The sequence below is a fragment of the Porphyromonas circumdentaria genome (assembly GCF_900167105.1).
Lineage (GTDB): Bacteria > Bacteroidota > Bacteroidia > Bacteroidales > Porphyromonadaceae > Porphyromonas > Porphyromonas circumdentaria.
Genome location: NZ_FUXE01000019.1, coordinates 1 through 20,239 on the forward strand (window position 1 = coordinate 1; position 20,239 = coordinate 20,239).

15 protein-coding genes and 1 pseudogene are annotated in these 20,239 nt (G+C 43.4%); 7 read left to right on the forward strand and 9 right to left on the reverse strand.

What is annotated here, in order from left to right; genetic code table 11:
• Positions 1-31: 31 nt before the first annotated feature.
• The 7 genes and pseudogenes from B5D06_RS09175 to B5D06_RS07770 form a co-directional block, all read left to right on the forward strand.
• Positions 32-157: pseudogene (locus B5D06_RS09175) on the forward strand (ISAs1-like element ISPg6 family transposase); the annotation flags it as partial.
• A gap of 87 nt (positions 158-244) precedes the next feature.
• Positions 245-1,285, forward strand: a complete 1,041-nt coding sequence (tsaD, locus tag B5D06_RS07745; protein WP_078737434.1) for a tRNA (adenosine(37)-N6)-threonylcarbamoyltransferase complex transferase subunit TsaD — start codon at positions 245-247, stop codon at positions 1,283-1,285.
• Entirely contained in the window at positions 1,282-1,773 is a 492-nt protein-coding gene (locus B5D06_RS07750; protein ID WP_078737435.1) for a CinA family protein, read from the forward strand. Before tsaD ends, B5D06_RS07750 begins: the two co-directional genes overlap by 4 nt.
• A gap of 35 nt (positions 1,774-1,808) precedes the next feature.
• Positions 1,809-3,227, forward strand: coding sequence for a PDZ domain-containing protein (locus B5D06_RS07755; protein WP_078737436.1), 1,419 nt, complete (start codon positions 1,809-1,811; stop codon positions 3,225-3,227).
• A complete protein-coding gene (locus B5D06_RS07760) occupies positions 3,228-4,346 on the forward strand; it encodes a CvfB family protein (RefSeq protein WP_078737437.1) in 1,119 nt (372 codons plus the stop codon).
• Positions 4,343-5,860 (forward strand): glycoside hydrolase family 10-like protein, encoded by a 1,518-nt coding sequence (locus B5D06_RS07765; protein WP_078737438.1) that lies wholly within the window; start codon positions 4,343-4,345, stop codon positions 5,858-5,860. Before B5D06_RS07760 ends, B5D06_RS07765 begins: the two co-directional genes overlap by 4 nt.
• Before the next feature lie 72 nt (positions 5,861-5,932).
• Positions 5,933-6,352, forward strand: a complete 420-nt coding sequence (locus B5D06_RS07770; protein WP_078737439.1) for a hypothetical protein — start codon at positions 5,933-5,935, stop codon at positions 6,350-6,352.
• A gap of 797 nt (positions 6,353-7,149) precedes the next feature.
• Here the strand turns inward: B5D06_RS07770 and B5D06_RS07780 are convergent.
• The 9 genes from B5D06_RS07780 to B5D06_RS07820 form a co-directional block, all read right to left on the reverse strand.
• Positions 7,150-9,693 carry a S9 family peptidase gene (locus tag B5D06_RS07780; protein ID WP_078737441.1) on the reverse strand — a complete coding sequence of 848 codons (2,544 nt, stop codon included), beginning with the start codon at positions 9,691-9,693 and terminating at the stop codon, positions 7,150-7,152.
• A gap of 9 nt (positions 9,694-9,702) precedes the next feature.
• Complete coding sequence (locus tag B5D06_RS07785) at positions 9,703-11,379, reverse strand: AMP-binding protein (RefSeq protein ID WP_078737442.1); 1,677 nt, start codon at positions 11,377-11,379, stop codon at positions 9,703-9,705.
• Positions 11,380-11,621: 242 nt separating this feature from the next.
• Positions 11,622-12,410 carry a hypothetical protein gene (locus tag B5D06_RS07790; protein ID WP_078737443.1) on the reverse strand — a complete coding sequence of 263 codons (789 nt, stop codon included), beginning with the start codon at positions 12,408-12,410 and terminating at the stop codon, positions 11,622-11,624.
• A gap of 32 nt (positions 12,411-12,442) precedes the next feature.
• A complete protein-coding gene (locus tag B5D06_RS07795; protein ID WP_078737444.1) occupies positions 12,443-13,660 on the reverse strand; it encodes a bifunctional 3,4-dihydroxy-2-butanone-4-phosphate synthase/GTP cyclohydrolase II in 1,218 nt (405 codons plus the stop codon).
• A gap of 25 nt (positions 13,661-13,685) precedes the next feature.
• Entirely contained in the window at positions 13,686-15,617 is a 1,932-nt protein-coding gene (locus tag B5D06_RS07800; RefSeq protein ID WP_159442706.1) for an LptF/LptG family permease, read from the reverse strand.
• Positions 15,618-16,304: 687 nt separating this feature from the next.
• The gene (locus B5D06_RS07805; protein ID WP_078737446.1) at positions 16,305-17,786 is read right to left on the reverse strand and encodes a phytoene desaturase family protein; all 1,482 of its coding nucleotides are present in this window, start codon (positions 17,784-17,786) and stop codon (positions 16,305-16,307) included.
• Entirely contained in the window at positions 17,783-18,520 is a 738-nt protein-coding gene (locus tag B5D06_RS07810; protein WP_078737447.1) for a tetratricopeptide repeat protein, read from the reverse strand. The genes B5D06_RS07805 and B5D06_RS07810 overlap by 4 nt, the downstream gene beginning before the upstream one ends.
• A gap of 16 nt (positions 18,521-18,536) precedes the next feature.
• Positions 18,537-19,616 (reverse strand): glycosyltransferase family 2 protein, encoded by a 1,080-nt coding sequence (locus B5D06_RS07815; protein ID WP_159442707.1) that lies wholly within the window; start codon positions 19,614-19,616, stop codon positions 18,537-18,539.
• Positions 19,552-19,932, reverse strand: coding sequence for a phytoene/squalene synthase family protein (locus B5D06_RS07820; RefSeq protein WP_078737449.1), 381 nt, complete (start codon positions 19,930-19,932; stop codon positions 19,552-19,554). The genes B5D06_RS07815 and B5D06_RS07820 overlap by 65 nt, the downstream gene beginning before the upstream one ends.
• Positions 19,933-20,239: the final 307 nt, after the last annotated feature.

A 20,239-nucleotide genomic window follows, 5' to 3' on the forward strand; every position in this document is an offset into this window, starting at 1 on the left:
ACTTCTCTTCAAGTTTATGGGGAAGAACTAATCAGCGACTAATCTAAACACACTAAGGGAGTTTGCCTTAGGCATTGTCTCGCAATACAAAGACAAACTATCGTTATTCAAAGCCGCATTGAATAGGGACTACCTCAAAAAGCTGCTAAAGATTTGATGCGGTTGCCCTAACACTCCATAGGGTACTTTACTATACACCTAAAGAAAAGGTTATCTTTGTGTTTTAGTAATAATAAAGATTCAAATGAGTGTGAATACAAAAGCTCCTTTACTATTAGGCGTTGAAAGTTCATGTGACGACACAAGCGCAGCAGTGGTACGGGGGTGCGAACTTCTGAGCAATGTTATAGCCAGCCAAGCTGTACACAGTGCTTACGGAGGAGTAGTACCCGAGATTGCCTCCCGTGCTCATCTACAAAACATCGTTCCTGTGGTAAGTGAAGCGATCCGCAGAGCAGGCATTTCTCTGCAAGAGATAGAGGGCATTGCCTTTACAGCAGGACCTGGATTGTTAGGATCTCTGCTAGTAGGCACCAGTTTTGTGAAGGGATTACATCTTGCCTTGAATATTCCGCTCATTTCGGTCAATCATCTTAGAGCTCACGTATTAGCCCATTTCATCTCTGAACCGAACGAGGAGCATCGTAGCCCCGATTTTCCTTTTTTATGCTTACTTGTTTCGGGCGGAAATTCGCAAATCATAAAAGTAGATAGCCCCTATCAAATGGAGGTAGTGGGACAAACGATCGACGATGCCGCTGGAGAAGCTTTTGACAAATGTGCCAAAGTAATGGGGTTGGGATACCCAGGGGGACCTGTAGTCAATCGCTTGGCAAACGAAGGAAATCCCCTGCGCTTCTCGTTGGCAAAGCCTCATGTGGCAGGTTTGGACTACAGCTTTAGCGGGTTAAAAACCTCGTTTTTATACCTCCTAAGGGATGAATTGGCGGTAAACCCCAATTTCATCGAAGAAAACAAAGAGGACCTTTGCGCCTCTCTACAGAAGACAGTAGTCGATATTTTAATGCAAAAACTCTTGAAGGCAACTAAAGAGTATGAAATAAGACGTGTGGCCGTAGCAGGAGGCGTCTCTGCCAACACCGCTTTACGCCAAGCTTTTGCCGACTATGCCGAGCGTTACGGTTGGGACATCTTTATCCCCAAGTTTTCATACACTACAGACAATGCCGCCATGGTAGCCGTGGCAGGTTATTTCTCTTACCTACAAAGAGACTTTGTCACTGCAGACATTGTACCTTTCGTTCGCACCACACTTGCCCAATGAACAATTCTACAACCACTTCATTAGTTGACCTTTTGGCACAGAGGCTGACCCTAAGAGGGGAAACTTTCTCCGTAGCAGAGAGCTGTACGGGAGGTATGATTGCTTCCCTCTGCACCCAACGTGCGGGAGCTTCCAAGTGGTTTGCTGGTGGATTGGTGGCTTACTCCGAACGCATAAAACACGAACTACTTGGCGTACCCATGGCACTCATTGAAAGCAAAGGTGTAGTAAGTGCCGAGGTAGCAGAGCAGATGGTATTAGGAGCACGCAAAATCTTTCATGCAGACCTCTCTTTGGCAACGACGGGTATTGCAGGTCCCTCAGGAGCTATACCCCTCTATCCCGTAGGCTCTATGTGGATAGCCCTATCTTACCGAGACCGTCTATGGTCAAAATTCCTTTTTTTCAAAGGTGGCAGGGAGTCTTTTATAGAGCGAGCATCTCAAGAAGTATTGCGCCAAGCGTATAGCTTTATTCAAAAAGGATAATGTATTTTAGCACAACGATATAGACGAATCATATTATGAGAAAATCGTATACTTCCACACTACTCTTGTTTTTCGCACTTCTCTTCGTAGCTCAGAAGGCAAAAGCGCAAAACAAAGTATGCCGCATCGGCTTTGAGTATCAAATGAGTTATAATGAAAATTGGGGGGCGAACCGTCCCGTTGTTCTCTCTGTAGAACCCAATTCGCCAGCAGGATATGCGGGACTTAAAACTGGAGATATAATAGAGACCATAAATGGCCGCTCTATTCTTGATGTTAGTGAGCAAGAATTTCTCAATACACTTCGTAATCCAGAGGAACTACGCTTGGAAGTAAGCAACTTTGGATATGAAAAGGCTGAGCGTGTACTGCACTCAGAGTGTCAAGACCGCTCTTTTGTAGATGAGAGACTACTTGCAGCATCTTTTAGCATGTATAGTCTGGAAGATGAATGTGAGCGCGTGCTAACCTACCCTTTTGATACAGGAAAAGCTGCAAAAGTATCGTTCGAAAAGTTCCGTTACTTCGCCTTTGCCGATGAAACGGGCAATAGCTCTGCTTTGGATTTGGATATACAAAAAAGAATTTCCGAGCAGTTACGCTCATTAGGTCTACAACACAATAAGGCCGAAGCAGATATTATCGTCGATACCTACTATACACTCATCCACAACACCTATTTCGATAAAAAACAAACAGCGGACGCTAAACTTTTCGATGTACGCTACGATATAGAAAAACGATCTCTCGTTGAGGTCCCTTTGTTACCTGTAGGTGGAAATAAGCAGACAGCCCCCTTTGTACTTACTTTCGGAATCCGCATTTTCGACGCTCACGGTTCAGACATGCTCTACTGGAGCTGCGAAGCGGTAGAGCACTTAACTGAAGATTTTTCTTTAGAAGAGTATGCCCGTCTTTCTGTACCTATCATGCTGATGCAATTCCCTTTTGTACGCTATAACATTAACCCTCAGATACGTTTCTCTGCTCACAGACATAACTATACAGGGTTGGTTTTCCACGCTTCTGACTTGGGTTTAATCGCTTCAGTTATACCTAATACACCAGTTGCCAAGGCGGGACTAAAAGTAGGAGACCGCATTGTGGCGATTAATGATAAGCCTTTAACCTCTATCCAAGAACTTACAACTGCTTACCACAAGTTCGTTGAGCGCACACTCTCCTACCGAGATGAGCGTAGCATGTTTACCGATCGCCGAGGCGTCAAGTATTGTCGTTATTGGGATGTGTCGGACTACAAATCCATTGCCAAGGCTTTTGCCAAGGAGAGCAATAAAACTGTTTTCTCTTACTTGTTTGCATTCCGTCCCTATGTATCGAATGCACAACAAGAGGCCTATATCCATCTCGATGTACTTACCAAAGATGGCATTATTCAGAGGTATAGTGTGTTACCGCAATTCATAGACAATTCGTACATAACCCTCGAATAGATGAACGACTCAAACCATAAAAAGAATAAAAAGACTTCCCCTCGACAAGGGGCGAAGTCTTTTTCTCATTTAGGAAAAGCTCCATTCGGGGTCAACTTGCGCAAAATATCTCCCTCTCGTGAAGGGCAAGGGAGCGCAGAGATTGATACACAAGAGAGAGAAAAAAGCTACCCACAATGCTCTGAGAGGAGTAAGGCTTTTCCCTCTGAGACAAAAGATTTTCTCTCCTTGAAAAGGATTACAAAAAAGGGTTTAGCAGAAAAAGAGCTCCCGCCTCAAGAAAGCGAGAGCGAGTTTCAATTAGGCATCTGGCAACCTCTAAGAGTAGTGCGTTTAGCCTCACCTGGAGCCTACTTAGACGGCGGTACAGAAGAGATTCTTTTACCCAACCGCTATCTCCCGACAGAGTGTAATGTGGATAGCATCGTTGATGTCTTTGTTTATCATGACAATGAGGGACGCTTGGTAGCTACTACACTTAAACCTTTTGTACAAGTAGGCGAGGTAGCATTCCTCAAGGTAAATATGGTAACCCAACATGGAGCCTTTTTGGATTGGGGTATACACAGAGATTTATTTGTTCCTTTCTCTGAACAAAAAGAACGTATGCAAGAGGGCAATACCTACCCCGTTGCAGTCTATGTAGACCATGTTAGCGGCCGTATTGTCGGTTCCTCCAAACTAAATAAGCATATCGCCCAACAACTTCCCTCTTTCGAACCAGGAGAAGCCGTCGATATTCTATTTGTAGAGGCCACTTCTATTGGTTTTAGAGCTGTCGTAAACAACCACTTTTGGGGTTTAGTGTACCACTCCGAGCTAAACAGAGAGGTACACACTGGAGAACGAACTACCGCCTACGTGATTCGTGTACGAGAAGACGATCGTTTAGACCTATCACTAAATCCATTGGGCATGGAACGGCTTGAAGAGGGGGTACAGAAACTTTTGGCACTGCTCCGCAATAGAGGTGGCGAACTCCCGATTGGGGATAAAAGTACTCCCGAGGAGATTGAGCACTTAACGGGTTATTCCAAAAAAACATTCAAACGCGCGGCAGGCATTCTATACAAAAAAAGAGTTATTAGCATCGAGCCTTTTAAAATCAAACTACTATGAAGCGTTCAGAGCTATCGCTATTTTTACGAGGTGCCCTCTCTATCCTTTTACTGCTCTTCTTTACAGGATGTGCCTCTCGCAAAGGCACTCTTTCTTCATCAACCGCTCTAAAAGAGGGGCGTGAAATGCGAGCGGCTTGGTGGCCTACTGTGTGGAGAAACGACTATAAAGAGAAAAATACCACCGAATTGAAACAACTTCTCACTCAGAGGCTCGATAAGCTGCATCAAATAGGCATCAACGCCGTTGTCTTTCAAGTTAGGAGTGAGGCAGATGCCTTCTATGCCTCGCGGTACGAGCCCTGGAGCCGTTTCCTAACAGGAGTACAAGGAGCTTCGCCCGAGGGGTTATTCGATCCTCTCCCCTTTATTATAGAAGAGTGCCACAAAAGAGGTATGGAATTTCATGCTTGGATCAATCCCTTTCGTGCCTCGGTTAAAACAACGAACCCCACAGCCCCCGAACATATATCGCATCGATACCCCAATTGGATTATCCCCTATAACGGTCAGAGCTATTTAGACCCTGGTCTTCCAGAAGTACGAAGCTACGTCTGCCGAGTAGCACAAGACATTGTCTTGAGGTACGATATAGACGCTTTGCATATAGATGACTACTTCTACCCTTATCCTGTAACGGGAATACCTTTCAACGACAACTACTCTTTTGAAAAATATGGTTTATCCAAGGGATACTCATGGAGTACAAAGGCAGATTGGCGACGAGAAAATATCAATCACTTCATAGCACAACTACGAGAAACATTGCAGCAAACCAAGCCTTGGGTAGCACTCGGCATCAGCCCCTTCGGCATCTATCGTAACAATAAGAATTGGGCAGGGGGCAGTAAAACCACAGGGTTAGAAGGATATGAAGCTCTCTATGCCGACGTTATCTTATGGGCAAAAAAGGGTTGGATAGACTACCTCACACCCCAGATATACTGGAATTATGGTCACACCTCTGCCGACTACCAAGTTTTACTTGATTGGTGGGGAGCACAAAAATTAGGGGAAACGGCTCTTTACATCGGTCAGGATATACGCAGATCTATGGATGGGCAGCAACTAACTACGAAAATAAACCACCAACGCAAAGTAGCCCGTGGCGATTTCTTCTGGCCTGCCGATGACTTATGGAGCAATTACGGAGGTATTATCCCACAGCTCAACAGACTGTATGCAGGACATCGGGTAGCAACTCCTGTGCGCCAAGAGTTTCGAGGCACAACCTCAAAGAAGATTACTAACCTTCGTTTCTCTCTCGGAGTATCCTCGTCTCCTCTTCTGGAGTGGGAAGATACCTACCAAGAGGGCGATCCTCTCTCGCCTCGCTTCTATTTGGTATACGCCCTACCCAATGGAAAAAAGAGTGATTTTCCACATAAAGCAAAGCTATTATCCATAAGCAGTGATCCGTTCTATTTGATTCCCCTCTCCCCTTATTATAAAGGTTTTGCGGTAACAGCACTCAATCACTTCGGAGTAGAGAGCAAACCTGCATTTCTTTTTTGATCTCTTCTTCCTTTTATTTTTATAACTTTGAGAATATTAGAATAATTTATTTCACTTAAATTCTATTGTATTATGAAGAAAACTGTTTTTTATGCCACCTCACTTTTGTTTCTATTGGTAACACTACTGAGCTCCTGCAACAAAGAGCCCAAAGAGCTGAAATTAGAGGGGACTACATGGGAAGGAAGTTTTATGGGAGGTCTCTTTGACAACTCTCATGAAGATGCACGATTTTTATTACGACTGGTATTCTCCAGCGACAAAGCAGGACTTTTTTCCATCAAGAATACAAATGCAGAAGATCCAGAGCAGAAGAATATAAAATTTACTTACGTTATAAACGGACACAACGTAAGAATTACATTTGCTCCCGAATTGGCAGATTTTTTTGGGACTTCCAGTACTACTTTCGATGCCAAGTATAACAGTACACTAAAAACTCTAACCTTAAAGATTGGAGTGCTACCTTGGGTTTTCTCTAAAGTTAGCTAACTGCTCCTCCCTCGTTCTCCATGGGAGATTAAGGGAAGGAAATCATCACAATACATATTAAACCTATGAGGCTGTGTCAAAGATCAATTTTTGGCACAGCCTCTTTTGCTACGTAGTTGCCCTTTTGTTCTTAGCCTCCGATAGCTCTATACAAGAGGTTGACACAGGTAAAAGATTAGCCTGCTTTTGTACCCTTATTTTTGAGATAAAGAAGGTAATTCCCCCTGATCTGTTTAAAAAGAGGGAACTACAGGTGCAAAATTTATATTCATCACAAGCAATTTCCCATTTTAAGATTACGTATATATATATTTAGATTGAATTTATATATATGCAACTTGAATACATGTATATTCAATCTTAATATAAAGAATATGATACGATAAAAAGAGAAAGTTCGCGTTATGAAACAAAAAAGACTGACTTCATCGAGAGAAATCAGTCCTATTGAAGTTTCCGCTGTATCTTTTATCTTTTCAACTCTAAAATAAGAAGCATAGTGTTTACACTCTTTTGGGGAAACACTTACATTAGAGGGCATTGTACAATTCACGTGCACAAGACTTATTTCCTTACGATAAGTTGAGGTGCAAGAAGTATCTAAAAAATAGCATATCTCTATATTAAGTGGTAAACTCCTCCACAATCGTCTTGGCGTATGCCAAACTGTTGGTCGCTTTAGAGAGAAGTAGCAGACTCTCGTAAGAGTAAGAACTAAAGAATTGTGGGCTAACAGCAAGCTCTGATCAAGCCTCTCAAAAAAAGAGACTGCTGCGTGAAGCAACAGTCTCAATGATTTATTGGTCTTCCTCTTTAGCACCGTACAAATCGTTCCACCAGGTCGGCTCATCCTTTAACCAGCGAGCAAACCAGGCAAAGATACTTTCGGTCCATCGAATACGTCGCTCAGGCTCTAAAATGAAGTGGTCTTCTCCTGTGAAAGTAATTAATTCGACTTCTCGACCCAATACCTTTAAGGCATTGTACATATTAATGCTCTCTGCCGTAGGAACATTCGTATCACTATCACCATGTAGTAACAAAAGAGGTGTATGAATCTTTTCAGCATTGAAAAGAGGGCTTTGATCTACAAAGGTAGAGCGATGCGACCATGGATAGCTATGCGCAGAAGCCACGGTACTGTATCCCATACCCCAATAGCCGCTACCCCAGTAGTTGGTAATACTGCTAATCCCTGCGTGGCTCACCGCTGCGGCAAAAAGATCAGTACGTGTTTGCAAGTATTGAGTCATAAACCCTCCATAGCTTGCTCCAAAGCAACCTATTTTTTCAGCATTGATAAAACTATTCTGAGCACAAAGAGAACGCACAGCCTCTATTATCTCGGTAGCCGTTGGCTCTCCCCACGCATTGAGATGACGTGCGGCAAACTCCTGCCCATACCCCGTACAACCACTGGGATTGAGTATATATACCACATAACCCTGTGCGGCATACATCGCTGGTGAATAAGTACCTTCCATACGTTTTTTAGAGGCAATAGTCCCTCCATAGTAGTATACCAACAAAGGATACTTCTTGTTAGCATCGAAATGAGGCGGCAGATAATACCATCCCTCAATAGGAGTACCCTCGGGCGTAGTATAGGTAAAGTTGTGCACCTCGGGACGGATAAAGCCTTTCATCTTTTCTGCGTCCAAATCCCAAACAAGTGTTTCCTTACCATTATGGACTCTATAAAGTTTATCCGCATTAGCAGCACTCTGACCGAAGTACCACAAATCTCCCTTTTCCTTGGGTAAGGAATACTGACTTACCTGATCTTCACTGAGGATTATAGGCGTGATTTCTTTTCTTTTTATATTGAGCGTGTAGAGTTTTTGCAGTGCCCCATCGGTCGCTTGCAGTATCACGTCGCCTTTGTAGTCAAATTGTATTTGCTCTATAGTAGGGTCAAACTGCATCGTAAGACAGATAGCCCGCTTGTCACTCTTTCTAAAAAGAAAGGCTTCACGCTCGTAGGAATTAGCCCAACGACCTTTGGGCAAAGTGCTACCTACTCCATCAAACGCGTTGGGCGAACCTAAGATAAGCAGGTGTTGATCGTCATTGGGGATATAAGAGACAGAAGCAATATCAATCTCTTTTGTAAATAGCGTATCGGTTTTACCTGTTATGGGATCAAATTCATACAAAGAAGAGAAAGAATAGGGCTGCTCAGTCCAGTCTTTAGTAGCACCCTGTATAAGAAGTTTCCCAGATACGGGGTGAATATCCATAAGCGCAACATAGCTCGACCCAAAGGTCAAAGGCATTGTTGTGCCCGAGTTCAGGTCTAAACGCTTCCAATAGGGACGATTGCGCCACCCTGGCATACGATCGTCAGGGTCTTGCATACGTTGTACTTTGTCGTCCTTAGGAGCTGCTTTAGCCTCTTCCTGAAGATAGATAACTTGCTCATCGGGACTGAAACGGATAGCCCCTTCTGGCAAAGGATCCACGAGAATTTGCTCATCACTACCATCGGGTTTTTGAGAGAAAAGTACACGCTCTTTACCCTGTGTACGAATCATGTAAAGTCTATCACTCTTAGGCATCCAACGGGCAGATACGAGCTCTTTACTTTCCCGTATTAGCTTTCCATCCTTTGTATATAAACGTGCCGAGTAATCGGTTTTCAGTCCTCTACGCGCTGCATAGGTAACAAGGGCATAACGTCCCGATGGAGAGAGGCGTACCCCTTGAAGCGAACTGCCCGACATCATATAGTCTAAAGAAAGAGGCTTGAGTAGCTTCTCATTAAAAGATAGACCAGATGTCGCCGTGGTACTATCGGTTTTGAGTACAACCTTAAACTTGGGAGAAAGAGAGTCTCCTGTCAAATGAAGAGTTTTGAGGTACACATTATGCCCACCTGGACGCAACTTAAGAGAAGCAAAGAGTTGTGGAACGCTATCTTGTGATGCGAGCTCTTTTTGCGATGCGACGCACTTGCCATCTATAAAAAGAGACATTCTGGCACGTCCATATACCTCGATTTTTCCCGTGGCATAGCCCTCATTTTCTATTGTAAAACGGTACGTAGAGAGTAGCCCCACTCCCTCGGAAGAAATATCTTTCGAGAAGAACCATCCGTCCTCTAAAGCTTTAAGGGATTCATTAGGACCTGTTCTTCTTACTCTGGGCGGTGCTTCTGTGAGTAGATTAGCAATAGAAAAGGTTTCGCCCTGTACATTTTTTTTGCCATGCACCAGAGTGTATGGTAAGGAGGTATCACCCAAAGAGGTAATCTCCCGTAAGAAAGTTTCCTGTTTTTCAGACTGCCCCCACGCAAACATGGGAAGGCAAGCCGATAAAAGGATAAACAATTTTTGTTTCATACGTATATCTTACTGCTGTTCTTCGTAAAGGAAACGCTTAATACTTCGCTTAGGAGTCTTCTCAAAAGGAGCCTTCTGCTGTTCAAACAGTGTTACTTTTTCGTATTGAGCTACTTGATTGTTGAGTTCGCTTCGGAAGTTTTCTATCGCTTTCCACCCCTCTTCCAGGGTAAGCCCCTCTTTCTTAATAGCCTCTTCATCGGGATAAATAAGAGCAACCAATCGCTTACCCCTCTGCACCACAAGGCTCTCTGCCACCAAATGGAAAGTATTGAGTTTTAATTCGATCTCTTCGGGATAGATATTCTGCCCACTACTCCCCAAAATCATAGTCTTAGAACGCCCCTTTATGAATACATTGCCCTCGGCATCCATCGTAGCGAGGTCACCCGTATGCATCCATCCATCCTTGGTGAAGAGCTGAGCGTTAGCCTCGGGATTCTTATAGTATCCCTTGCAAACATTCATTCCCCGCACTTGTATCTCTCCTGGAGTATTCGCTGCAGTTCCCTCTTCTCTTGCTATGCGCAGCTCCATATTCTGAAGCACTTTACCGCAGCTCTCAGGTACCCACCGTCTATTGTTTTCATAGCAAATAAGAGGCGCGCACTCGGTCATACCATAACCTACCGTTAGAGGGAAACCTATCTTTTTGAGGAAGTGAGCCACTTCGCCAGACAGAGCTGCCCCCCCGACAATAACCTCTCGAAACTCTCCCCCCAACACATGGCGCAAGCGTCGATTGATACTGTTATAAACAATAGAACGCAAACCAGGTATGCGTGTGAGAAACTTCATCGAAGGTTGGGCTAACTTGGGAGCAATAGCCTGTTTGTATATCTTCTCCAAAATGAGAGGCACAGTAATAACCAACTGTGGCTTTACCTTGGCAAAAGCCGACAGAATAACCTTAGGAGAGGGTACCTTGCCTAATATCGTAACATGCGTTCCGATAGTCATAGGGGTGAGAAAGTTGAATGCACAACTATACGTGTGTGCCAAAGGAAGGAAGCAAAGTATCTTATCGCCTCTGAACATTAAGTCCAAACGGTGCGCATAGAGTGCATTACCCGCTAAGTTTTGTCCCGTGATGATTACCCCCTTACTATTGCCCGTAGTACCACTGGTGTAATTGATCACCATAACTTCTTCGTTGTCTCTCTCTACAAAGTGGATATCTTGCACGCCGAAGGCAACTTCCTCTCTTCTGGGCAGAGCTTGCAAACGAGCCTCTATATCGGATTGACACACGCTTATGGGAGTCAATGTTTCCAAGCTCAGAACCATCTCAACTTGCGGACATTTTCTAACGTCTATATCCTCTCGCAATCGCTTATCAAGAGCTAATATCCGCGCATCGCTATGATCTATAATACGCTCTGCATCCTGTAGATTGAAGTCTTGAAGTATAGGTACAATCACGGCTCCATAAGTTATGGTTGCCATAAAAAGTATACACCATCTCGCCGAATCATTGCCCATTAAAGCGACCTTGTCTCCTTTTTTCAACCCCAGAATGCTGAACTGTTGGTGCAGACGGTCTATCTCTTGTGCTACATTGGCATAGGAGAAAGTCTCTCCCGTATCATAATCTGTGAAAGCAGGCATCGAAAAGCACTCTTTGAATGTCGTTTCAAAAGCCTCTATCAGATTATCGTTTATATCGAATTTTGTTTTGGTTTCCATTTCTTTCCTTTTATCATTTCAAATGCACAAAAGTGCATTTTCTGTGCAAATATATAGGAAATCTGCCAAAACGCTGCGAAGTACGAGGTCAAAGAACGCTCTTTTGAGAGGTTTCCTTAGCAAAAAATACTTCCGAAGGCTCGTTCTCAAGATAAAAAGAACCCTCTCCTGCTCTCGAAAAAGCAGAAGAGGAATTGGAAAAGAGCATATCCCCTTCGGGATTTCTCTATATGTCTAAGAGTTTACTGTATAAACTCAAACGTACTGGTCATATTCATAGTGATATTAACGGGCACACCATTAGCCACAGTAGAGCCCGAAGCAGGCAATGTAGTAAGGCCATAGATGGGTACTCCCGTAGGTGCATGAATTTCATAATTCATAGTACCCTTACCCGAGAGTTTAACACCTTGAAACTCTGTATCAAGCAGGATTTTTGAGTCGACAATAAAGCTTTGAGGCGAAGCCGAGGTAAGTGTAGACTCGCCCTTTACGCCCTCAGACATATCGGCTGCCCAAGTATCGCCCTGAGCCACAGGAGAGGTAGGATACAATCCCTTGAAGATAGAAGAGAAAGCATTGTACACAAGCTGAGCCTCTTCCTTAGTAAGCCCCTCTGTTACGGGAGTAACCTCTCCTACCAACTGGAAGTAGGGAGTGATTTCGGCACGCACCACTTTTTTTGCCATCTGTTTAAGGGCTTTGTTCTCAGGTGTTTCCTTCTCATCGGCAGAACTAAACTTCATATTGCCTTGGGGTGTTTCGGCACTGGTCTCAATCAAATTGATAACCGCTTCAATGATTAAATTGTCTTGGTTCTTTGCCACAACCGAGAAGACCACCTCATTCTTTTGAATAATCTTGCTCTTCATAATTTGTCCCTGAAAAGAAACCTCCTGATCGGTTACTTGTTGGTAACGAACAGGTACTTTCAAACCAGGTTGAAGATTAAGGCGCACATCGTACTTCTGTGCAGAAAGCACTGCAACTACCGATAATAGTAAGGATAAAGTTAAAATAATCTTTCTCATATCACTTGTAATTTTAATTCTGTTTCTATCACCTATTTCACGTTGTGAAGTTTATGCCCCATACGCTCTTTTTTGGTTTGGAGGTACTTCATATTATAAGCATTAGGCTCTATCTCTATGGGTACATTCTCTACGACCTCCAGATCATACGCCTCTAAGCCTATACGTTTAACGGGATTATTAGTCATCAGACGCATCTTTTGAACGCCCAGCGAACGGAGTATCTGCGCCCCCACTCCATAATCGCGTTCGTCTGCTGCGTAGCCCAGATGCAGATTAGCATCGACCGTATCATACCCCTGCTCTTGCAGTTTATAAGCCTCCATCTTCGCCATAAGACCGATACCTCTACCTTCTTGATTGAGATAAACAACAACCCCACGACCCTCTTTCTCGATCATCTGCATCGCTTTGTGCAGTTGCTCACCACATTCACAGCGACAAGAACCTAAAATATCTCCCGTAGCGCAACTCGAGTGCACGCGTACCAACACAGGTTCTCCACTTGTAATATCGCCCTTAAAGATAGCAAAGTGTTCCAAACCATTACTTTTCTGCCGGAAAGGTATCAGATGGAAAAGCCCCTCTTTGGTAGGCATAGATACACAAACACCTTCTTCCACGATACTTTCGCTCTGAAGACGATAGGCGATTAAGTCCTTTATGGATATAATCTTCATGTCAAACTTCTGTGCAATCTCTATAAGTTGCGGGAGGCGTGCCATGGTACCATCATCGTTAATAATCTCGATAAGGGCTGCAACGGGTTGCATACCACACATACGTGCCAAATCTACTGCCGCCTCGGTATGCCCCGCTCTGCGCAATACCCCTCGAGAGCGTGCGCGCAACGGATTGATATGACCAGGGCGAGCTAAATCGGACGGCTGTGTATTGGGGTCGGCGAGTGCGAGGATGGTCTGCGCTCTATCATACATAGAAACACCCGTTGTACATCCTTTGCCGATAAGGTCTACTGTAACGGTAAAAGGAGTTTCGTGCAGTGAGGTATTATCCGATACCTGCATATTAAGTTCCAACCTCTGCGCCACCTCCTCGGATATAGGCGTACAGAGTACCCCACGGCCGTAACGCATCATAAAGTTAACCTTCTCGGGAGTTATCATCTCTGCTGCGATAACGAAATCCCCTTCATTCTCGCGGTCTTCATCGTCTACTACAATGACAAACTTGCCCTCTTTGAAGTCTTTGAGAGCATCTTCTATGCTGTTTAGTGCTATTTGATCCATTATTATTTATTGTTCTATCTATTTGTTAAATAGTCGTTTCTATGATTTTTATCAGCTCTTCCAGCACCTTGTGGCACTGGCAGAGTACTTTTTTCTGTTGTTTCCGTTGCCAAAGAATATGTATAGCGTAAGGCAAAGATAAGGGTATAATGGGCAGCAAGGCAAAGAATAGTATCTTTTTCTTGGGAACCAAAGAAGCAAAGGAAGCGTGTACAAAGGGAATATCCATAAGTTTCGCCACCACGAGTTTATTCTCGGAGTTCTGCAACTGCTCAACCAAAGCCTCCAGTTCCTTTGCGAAAAGGGCATACTCTCTATTGAGCAAAAGCAAAGAGCTATGCGTTAAACTGCCTTTTTCCATAAAGGGGCTCTTCTTGACGATTGCCAATGCGTGCAAGCATCTATTTACAATAGCTGATGCCTCTTCGGAGGAAACAGGGTTTAGGATTAACTCTCGGAATTGTATCTCCCGCACTTTATCCTTGCGCAACAGCTGTTTCAAACGTATGAGAATAGCGTCGACATTCAATGTAGAAGAGTCTCTCGTGGCTTTGTAAGTAAGGAAAATACCAAAAGGGCTAAGAACAAGAGTAGAAAACCACATCCCAAACCAAGGCGTCCAAGAGCCATTGTACGAGAGGTTGTATCCAAACGTGTCGAGCATATAGTAAACAACAAAGAAAAGTACACTAACTACCATAGGCATACCTATCCCCCCCTTGCGTATAATCGCCCCTAAGGGAGCACCGATGAAGAAGAAAACAAGACAGGCTGCAGGAAATGTGAACTTTCTGTGCCACTCCTGAGCATGCGTTCTATAGAAGTAGGCTTGTTGCTGATACACATCGTTACGAAAAAGGGCAGCGTCGCTTACCTGCTCTAAACGTGTAACCGTCTCCTCAAGTACACTCTCCATCTTCTCGGGAGATACCTGTGCATAAAGCGAGTCTAGCGTGATCGTTTTCTCTTGCGCAGCTGTTTCTAAGGCTTTCCACGAGGTTATTCCCTCGGCCGTTTTATCCATCGGAGAGGTTTTCATCATCACAAAACGCTCATTCTGTGAAGACTCCAAAGCCCCTTGAGCATTCATAAAGGAGACACTATCCAGTTCATACTGTGCTGTATCTTTTATGTAATGGCTGAGTTGTATTAGGTTCTTTCCCACAAATTGACTGCGCAAACCACCGTCATCAATCATCTCAAAATTCATATTGAGATTGATTACAATCTGTTTGAATGAGAACTTCTCTTTGAGATAAGAGGCAGGCACCTCTTCCAGATTGGTAATATCAGTGGGAGTAAAGGTCTGTCCCTCTAAGGGTTCGAAGCTCTCCCCCCGATAAAGGTTGAGAGTAAGAAAGCGTTTAGAGCTATCCAAACGAAGTACTCCAGAGTCTGCGGTAATTACTCGGGGGCTATCAAACTGACTGTAATCATAGATCATGACCTCCTCAAGGCTCCGCGTCTCACTATTTTTCTTACCAACAAAAATGCTATACCCTCTGATGCCGTTGTAAAAAGTACCCTCTGGAATATCCAAGTCGGGACGCGCCTCTCGAGCAGAAAATATAATCTGATAAAAGCGTACTTGAGCATTCATCACCGCCGTATTGAGGTAAATAAAGAGAAAAAACGAGATACCGAGCACGATGAAGAATAGAGGTGCCATGATGCGGTGCAGGGGAACTCCTGCCGATTTCATCGCCAACAATTCCAACCGCTCTCCCATAGAACCAAAAGTCATCAAGGAGGCTAACAAGATACCGAGCGGAACAGCAGTAGGTAAGACCATAACGGCAGCATGAAAAACCAACTGCAACAGGATAACGAAATCGAGCCCTTTACCTACAATCTCGTCCGTATAGAGCCACATCATCTGCATTAAGACAATGAACCAACAGATAAAAAGAGTCATCCCCAGCAGCGGAAAATACTGCTGAATGATGTAGGTGTACATTCTCTTCGGGCGCAACGACAGCATCGTATAGAATTGTATAAAACATGACAAAGGTACACAAAAGAGACCAACCTTTGTAGAGCAAAATAGAGAGATAAATCGAGAGCTCAATTTAGTATGGAACTGGCAGATAGCCTTTGAGAGACTCCACCTAAAAGAGCTCCCTCAACGCAACAGTATTGCAGAAACAGCCCTCAAGGTAACTAATGCCACACAAGTGATTTATTTAGGTTAGCGACTCCCTCTTGCAAATTAACCAATAGCTCGCTTGATTACCCAATACTCTCCTCCCCTTATCCAACCACCCCTTTAGAACAAAAAACTCTCTCTTCGCAGAAAAAAAATTCCAAAGAGCTGTAATAAATCTGTTTTTCTCGAGAGACATTCTCTATACGCAATCTAAATATATATAAACGCAACCTTAGTATATATATATTCAAATTGAATATACATATATTCAGATTGCGTATAGAGTTTAGAATAGGTATTAACGAACTTATCCTCCTGAATAAGAAGATTTTTCGACAGGTATAATACAAATCGCGGGCGTGTGAAACAAGTTACTACCTACTACACACAACCCACACTTATCTCGTTAGTACAGTACTGAGGTACGCAAGAGTTATACACGCCGCCTACCTCTTTTCTCTCAAAGCCTTGTAACAGTAAAAAAATAAAAAGGTATTACTAATACGCTGGAAAGGCTTTTGCAATGCGCTGAGTAGCAAGCTCTGCACTAATAATGGCCATGGGCAAACTGGCACCCGGTATGGTCGATGCCCCTACATAGAAAAGGTTTTTAAACTCTTCATCGAAATTGGCAGGCCTAAAGCCCCCTATTTGCATCATCTTATGCGAAAGCCCCAAACCACTCCCCTTGTAGAGGTTAAACTTAGCCTCCCACTCCTGAGGTGTGTACACCGTACGTGTGGCGATTTTAGGGAATATATCTACACCTATTCTCTCGGAAAAGTCGGTCAAGATACTATCTACTATCTGATCTCTATCACTCCAATCTTTCTTGTACTGCCCATTAGGAACGGGGCAAACAAAGAATAAACTCTCACACCCTTCAGGAGCACAATCGGGATTGCACTTAGAGATTGCATTGACATAGTAATAGGGTTTCTGCAAAGTATCTGGGTCTTTGAGCACGTTGAGAGCATACTCTTCGTAGTTGGTACCCAAGTAATAGTTATGCAGATTTAACTGTGGGAGTTTTTCATTCACGCCGATATAGAAAGTAAGATAACCCATAGTCCACTCCATCTTGGCAAGGTGGGCTTCGTCGTACTTCGCTCTTTTCAAGACACGACCTCTAAAGAGGGCAGCGTCTGCATTGGACAAGAAAATTGCCCCCGAGTATCTATTGCCCTTACTATCCACAACAGCTGTTATTTGCTTCGCCTCTCTCTCGACATCTACTATCTCGGTATTGTAAGTAAACTGTGCACCGCATTTGATCAATTCGTCCACAATACTATTGACAATCGTGTACATACCGCCCTCTACATTATAGTAACCATCATGTTGAAACTCTGTGTAGGAGAGAAGGCTGTATATAGCCATTGTATCAAAAGGAGTACGCCCCAAGAAAAAGGCAACTAAAGAGATGATTTGTCGCACCTCTGAAGAGGTAAAGTAACTATTAACATGCTGCCAAAAGGTCTTAAACAACACGGGTAGATGTTTGGGATTAACCCGCAGAAGCGAGGTGCAGTAGTCGAAGAGATTTTCAAAATTGCTCCGAATTACTATATCGAAAGTATCTTCAAAAAGAGCCTTAGACTTCTTCAAATAGGTCCTCATCTTCTCCTCAAAGTCAGGTTCTTGCTCTTGAAACTGTGCGGCAAGTTTTTTGATATCCTTATAAAGGTGGTAGGTCTTATTGCTCCCCCTAAAATTAACCGAGTAGAGAGGGTCAAGCTCCACGAATTTGAAGGGAAGCTCCATATTACACTTCTCCATAAACTCTTTGAATACGTAAGACATACTAAAGAAACTCGGTCCCGTATCAAATGTAAATCCGTCTTTTTTGATTTGATTGAGCCGTCCGCCAGGCTTATCATTTTTCTCGATAAACTCTACCTCGTAGCCCTGCTTTATAAGCCAAAGACCACTCGCCAAGCCCCCAAGGCCTGTCCCTATGATAGTTACTTTCTGTTTCATCTTAGGTTGTTGTTTTTCTTAAAGTTGACATACAGTTCATCCCTCACCCACTTAAAGTTCGGCTCGGCTTTTAATATCTTCAGATAGTAAGCCTCTGCCCTCTTTGTATCCTCAAGAGCTTCGTAGGTGAGTGCTATTTGCGCCCAAAGGGAGAGGAGGTTCCAGTCCTTTTCCAATCCACTATTTACGAATACTTTCTCTGCTTTGAGATAGGCGGTCAGAGCATCTTTTTTAGAACCACCAAAGATAGCGGGCTTATAAAAGTCTATATTGCCCAGTTGAACGAAGCCTAACCAATTTTTAGGGTCAAGTTTTACAGATCTCTCTGCCGCGGCAATACTCTTCTGTCCAAGGAACGGAGCTTTAGCCCTATTAAGCCCTATTTGAAATCCATAGGATGCGGACTTATAGGCAGATAAAACTGCCAAACTCTTACCCTCTCGTTGTAGTCTCTCTAAGCGGGCATCAAAACGATCAATATACTCGCGTGCCATTTTTTTCTTCTTTTTGCTCATGCACCAACCGATGTAACCATATTCATAATTCAGCAACTCAAGTTCTTCGCCAAAGGTCTTGTTGGCTTTAGCATTCATAGAATTAAGAACTGCATACCACGCATCCATGTTACCACTGATATAGGCTTGGTAAATTAGCTCCTTATGAGGCGTCGAGAAGAGAGGTAGTAGGGCAAAAAGTGCCAAAAGAGAAGTCAGAGTGTATCTTTTAAGTCTCATTTGTTTGTTTATTGATTTAAAGTTTTCGTCCTTTCCAACTAAAGTAACCTCTATGTTTGTTTTTCAAAGACTTCACAATAAAGGCTCCCAGCATTAGTTGTTGAGGAATTGCTAAGATTATGTTATTAAATACGTTTTGTAAGGCTGTTAGAGAAATAAAGAGGCGCATCAAAAGCCCCATGGAAAGGTAGAGTAACAGAAGTTCAAAAGAGCTTATCCCAACGAACACCCACCCTAAAGTTGTGAGCAACCAATAGAAAATAGCCCCCACATAGGAGTTCCCGAAAAAGAAAGTAACATTCTTGGAAAATCCCTCTATGGCACTATCAAGGCTATCATACATACGACATCGGATAGTGGCTACTCCCGTGAGGCAAGCAACCCTCTCCTTCTGCTTCCTTAGATATCGAGCTATCTCTATATCCTCCGCTCTACTCGCTCTGAACCTCAAGTGTGGCAACAAGGCTCTATACACCCTACTCTCAAAAAGCATGCACTGACCATTTGCGGCAGCAACGGAGGAAAAGCCAACACGTCGCACCATAGGCAGTAAAAGAAGCGAAAGTAAAATAACGTGCATATTGGGCACTGTGATCTTTTCAGCCCAAGAATACATCGTTTGACAAGGAAAAATTGAAAGTAAAGAGACTTTCTTGCCCACAGCATAAGCCAACAGTCTATTTATAAAATCGGGAGCGACCCTCACATCGGCATCAAGAAAAAGAAAATAGTCTCCTCGTGCCTCTTGAGCCAGCCTGTGACAAGCATTATTCTTTCCCAACCATCCGTCGGGAAGTCCCTGAGAACGCAGCAAACGAATACGCTCGTCCTGCAGCATATATTCTGACACAATGTCGGGAGTAGCATCATCCGAAGCATCGTCGTAAACGATAATTTCTCGAATTTCCTCCCCCTCTATTCTAATTAAATCATGTAGTATGAGACCGATGTTAGAGGCCTCGTTACGTGCTGGTATAAGCACAGAAAGTGTAGGTAACGAAGCATTGTCCTTCACACGAGGAAGCCTTGCCCTAAAGAGGTAGTTCAAAAAAGCGATCAGTAATCTGAAAGCTAAAAATCCAAGAAATATACTCATCAGGGATCGCATATTGCTTCACGGTAAGCAGAAATGAATGTATTATCGGATTGATACTAATGCCACTTTCATAAGCCGCATAGTAATCTTGGACAAAAACATTCAACAACTTCTCTTGGTCATATCTATGAAAAGAGTCGACTATTTCATCGGCTATACGCACAAAGCCATAAACACTGTGGATAGCTTGACGGATATGAGAAGGGAATAAATTAGTTGCAGAATAGAACGATGTGCTATATTTTTTTGTGATATCCCTACTGGCCTTTAGACAGTAGGAACGGTATAGTTGATATTTATCTGTACTGTTAGGCATTCCTTATTACGGGGTTAATTGGCGTCCCTTAACATCTAAGTACCTCTATCACACAATCAAAGACAACCTATTAGTCTGACACTAACAAAGATAATTAAAAAATTAACGATACCAAATATATAACACTATATTTTTATATTAGGATCTAAGAAGAATTTATAGTACGGGATCGAACTTTCCAACAAGATTATTTTCGACCTCAACAACACAAAATAACGTACGCCCACCATCCCTCTAAGGGTTTTTGCAGTAGGTTTTTAATACAAGAATGGGGCTGTACCCGCATATCAGGTACCCCCCATTCCAA

Bases quoted from the DNA above. Each gene is read 5' to 3' on its own strand.
- B5D06_RS07805 (WP_078737446.1), bottom strand. From the start codon at position 17,786: ATGAAACAGAAAGTAACTATCATAGGGACAGGCCTTGGGGGCTTGGCG.
- B5D06_RS07790 (WP_078737443.1), bottom strand. From the start codon at position 12,410: ATGAGAAAGATTATTTTAACTTTATCCTTACTATTATCGGTAGTTGCA.
- B5D06_RS07785 (WP_078737442.1), bottom strand. From the start codon at position 11,379: ATGGAAACCAAAACAAAATTCGATATAAACGATAATCTGATAGAGGCT.
- B5D06_RS07780 (WP_078737441.1), bottom strand. From the start codon at position 9,693: ATGAAACAAAAATTGTTTATCCTTTTATCGGCTTGCCTTCCCATGTTT.
- B5D06_RS07755 (WP_078737436.1), top strand. From the start codon at position 1,809: ATGAGAAAATCGTATACTTCCACACTACTCTTGTTTTTCGCACTTCTC.
- B5D06_RS07810 (WP_078737447.1), bottom strand. From the start codon at position 18,520: ATGAGACTTAAAAGATACACTCTGACTTCTCTTTTGGCACTTTTTGCC.
- B5D06_RS07800 (WP_159442706.1), bottom strand. From the start codon at position 15,617: ATGTACACCTACATCATTCAGCAGTATTTTCCGCTGCTGGGGATGACT.
- B5D06_RS07750 (WP_078737435.1), top strand. From the start codon at position 1,282: ATGAACAATTCTACAACCACTTCATTAGTTGACCTTTTGGCACAGAGG.
- B5D06_RS07820 (WP_078737449.1), bottom strand. From the start codon at position 19,932: ATGCCTAACAGTACAGATAAATATCAACTATACCGTTCCTACTGTCTA.
- tsaD (WP_078737434.1), top strand. From the start codon at position 245: ATGAGTGTGAATACAAAAGCTCCTTTACTATTAGGCGTTGAAAGTTCA.
- B5D06_RS07815 (WP_159442707.1), bottom strand. From the start codon at position 19,616: ATGAGTATATTTCTTGGATTTTTAGCTTTCAGATTACTGATCGCTTTT.
- B5D06_RS07760 (WP_078737437.1), top strand. From the start codon at position 3,228: ATGAACGACTCAAACCATAAAAAGAATAAAAAGACTTCCCCTCGACAA.
- B5D06_RS07795 (WP_078737444.1), bottom strand. From the start codon at position 13,660: ATGGATCAAATAGCACTAAACAGCATAGAAGATGCTCTCAAAGACTTC.
- B5D06_RS07770 (WP_078737439.1), top strand. From the start codon at position 5,933: ATGAAGAAAACTGTTTTTTATGCCACCTCACTTTTGTTTCTATTGGTA.
- B5D06_RS07765 (WP_078737438.1), top strand. From the start codon at position 4,343: ATGAAGCGTTCAGAGCTATCGCTATTTTTACGAGGTGCCCTCTCTATC.